The 2,797-nt window shown below is 63.5% G+C and carries 2 protein-coding genes; one reads left to right on the top strand and one right to left on the bottom strand.

The genetic code is table 11. The features are described from left to right. Positions 1-448: 448 nt before the first annotated feature. Positions 449-850: a hypothetical protein gene (locus ACLP9N_RS04555; RefSeq protein ID WP_442406272.1), complete on the top strand. Its 402-nt coding sequence runs from the start codon at positions 449-451 to the stop codon at positions 848-850. 79 nt (positions 851-929) lie between these two features. On the opposite strand, the gene ACLP9N_RS04550 is transcribed toward ACLP9N_RS04555, so the two are convergent. Next, on the bottom strand, positions 930-2,231 hold the full coding sequence (locus tag ACLP9N_RS04550) for a hypothetical protein (protein ID WP_442406271.1): 1,302 nt from the start codon (positions 2,229-2,231) through the stop codon (positions 930-932). Positions 2,232-2,797: the final 566 nt, after the last annotated feature.

Genomic DNA, 2,797 nt, shown 5'->3' with positions numbered 1-2,797 from the left:
GGCGGTGAGCCCGGTGTCCAGATTGATCCCTTGGATTGGGCCGTCCGTCATCCAGGTACCACGGCCGAACTCGCAGAGCCGGTCATGTATGACTTCTTGCCGCTCGATGAGGAGAGCCAACGACGGTATCTGCGTGCCTGCTTCGGGTCGGATAGGCGAACTCCATCACCGGAGGCAGGTGGCGCCGAGCGCGTTCAAAGAATGTCCAGGAAGTGGGTCTTTCAGCAGGTAGCCATCTCGGCGCAATGCGCCTCTCAAGGCGGAGACAAGGGTTCGAATCGCTCACACCGGTGGGGCCGCTCGCCCGGAGCGGTTGATCGAGGGTAGTGACTCTTCGGGATGCTTGAGGTGAGCGCGTGCGGCACACGTTGCCCGGCGGCCGGGCGCATCCGCATAGGTGCGGCAGTGGCCTAGACTAAGTGTGAATCTGAATGAGTGGGAGCTGCCAATGTCCCGTGTGTTGCACACCTCGCTTTGTGCATTCCTCGTCGCGTTCGCCGCGCTTGTCGTTTCGGTCCCGACAGCACGGGCGACCCCGCCACTCGTAACCACCAGCAGGGCCTTCCTAGTCGGCAGGCTCGGATACGAGGGTGGCCCCTATCCCGGCGGCTTTCACGCGACCGCCGGATCCGTGGAGGTCGCGTTCAGCACCCATCCGCTCGTCCTCGAGAAGAAGGTGGGCAAGTCTGGTCATTTCAGGATCCCGTTGAGTCCTGGGACTTACTTCGTCACCGGGTGTGGCCCCTCCTCGACCGCCGGCTCGACTCCGCGCTGCGGTCGATCGAAGACGGTCACGTTGCGGGCTGGCGAAGTGCGCCACATCCGACTCGTCTGGATGTACGCGCCCTGATTCGCTGCACAACGGCCGGCGCAGAGCGCGGGCTCACCGTCGAGGAGATAGCTGAGCTTATAGAGGCGGGGGTCGTCAATTAGCTCTTCGGCTTCACGACCTTGAGGGTCCGCGGCGGTGAGTATCCGTACTGGAGATAGCCGGGCAGCAATTTCACAACCGCGCGGAAGGTGTAGTTACCCACGCCGCGACCCGAAATCCTGAATGAGAAGTTGCCCGCCGCATCCTCGGTCGTAGAGGCGATGTTGTGCCACAAGCTGCCCTCGAGCTCTTGCAGTTGGACGCTGCGCCCGGTCTGCGGTGAGCTACCGGTTCCAGTTGCCTTTACGCCTTTGTTCGGTCCGACGCTCTTCGCCGACAACGTGAACGTGACCGGCTGGGCCGCGAGCACCGGCCAGACCGTGACCGGGCCGCTCGTGCCGACCGCGACGCCGCTGCCGATGTTGTCGAGCGCACCCGAGAACCCGCTGCTCTTGATCGCAGAGCCCAAGTCGGCCCGGCTGCTCCATGTTGCGCCCGAAGTGGTGGACTGCATCTCGAGGTCGTAGCCATCCTGATGGCGCTCGGTGAAGACGAACGTCCGGCCGGCTCCGTCCATGTGTGCAAAGTCCCAGTGCGGCCCCCCACCACCGCTGTCCGGTACCGAGTGCGCTGCCCCGAAGGTGGTGCCGTTGAACAACCGGAACAGGAGCTGTTGGCCACCAGTCGTTCGCTGGGTGACGAGGGCGTCGCCAGTCAGCGAGATAAGGCTCTGATCGGCGAATCGACCCACTCTCTTGAAAGTCGTTGAGTGAGCCGGCGCGAAGCTCACGATCGTTGCGTCGTTGCTGTCGCTTGCCGCCGCCAGGACTCCGCCCTTGTAGCTGCCCACTCCAGCGGTGAAGAAATCGACGCCCGCTGAGTCGGTCAGCGCTCTCACAACGAGCCCATCTGATGGATCGTTGAAGGGTGCGTACTCCACGTCGAAATCCCTGCCGGCGTTGTTCTCGGCCCAGATGATGTGGCCGGGTTCTCCCGTCACGCCGAAGGCTTCGGCGGCATCTATGTTCGGTCCGTCCGCCGTGCCGAGAGCGACCGGAGAGCCAAAGGTCTTCCCGCCGTCAGTCGACTCGAAGAGGAGGTCGTTCGCTCCACAACACTCGTCCATCGCCACAAAAATGTTGCCGCCGTTCTCAACTGTTACGAACGGCGCGTCGTACACAGTGCTGCGCTTTTCGGTATGGAGCGTGGTCTTGCTCGCGCACGACCGCGCGCCCCGTTTCAGCACGCAGACCTGAATGGCCCCGTCCGTGTTGTGCGTGGACACCTCGTAGACGAGCACGAGGTTGCCGTTGTACCCGTCCGTGCTGACGTCGCTCGGACCATTCGCGGTGCCGACCACGAACGACTTGAGCTCGGGCTGGGGTGAGCCCTTGGTGTCCGAAATAGTCGTCGCGACTGCCCTGCTGCTCAGTCCGGCGAGTGCGGTGGCAAGAACGCCAGTGCACAATGCCAGCGCGATGCGACGGTAGGGGCGCCTTGTCTGCATGGGAGTGCTGTCCCTTCGCTCGTCTGCCGCTCGCCGGGCTCTAGTTGCCCTCAAGCGTGCGTTGTGACAGTGCGGAGTCTAGACTGTGCCAGCTTTGCGCCGCGCTAGCGGCGGTGATGAGTTGACCGCAACTCGCCGCGATCGCGTGCGGTCCTGCGGCACTGTCCCCGCATGCCATCGGCCGCCGCTAACCTCGATTTTCGCGCGATAGCGGTATGAGACTGTCAGTATCCGCGTAACGCCCTCCTTCATCGCTGGAGCGCCCGGAGCTCCGAGGCGACGCGCAAGACGATTTCAGGCGCCACACTCGGCTGTCGTGAAGGTCCAAATCTAATGGCACGAAGGCGGCGATAGTGTAGCCAAACGTGTAGCCAAGCGGATCGACAGAGCTGTACGGGCCAGGACGCCCTGGACAATAG

This window comes from Mycobacterium sp. (genome assembly GCF_052144515.1).
GTDB lineage: Bacteria > Actinomycetota > Actinomycetes > Mycobacteriales > Mycobacteriaceae > Mycobacterium.
This window is presented reverse-complemented; position numbering and strand designations above follow the sequence as displayed.

What these genes read in the sequence shown, in the direction of transcription:
- ACLP9N_RS04555 (WP_442406272.1), top strand. Translation starts at nt 449, where the DNA reads ATGTCCCGTGTGTTGCACACCTCGCTTTGTGCATTCCTCGTCGCGTTC.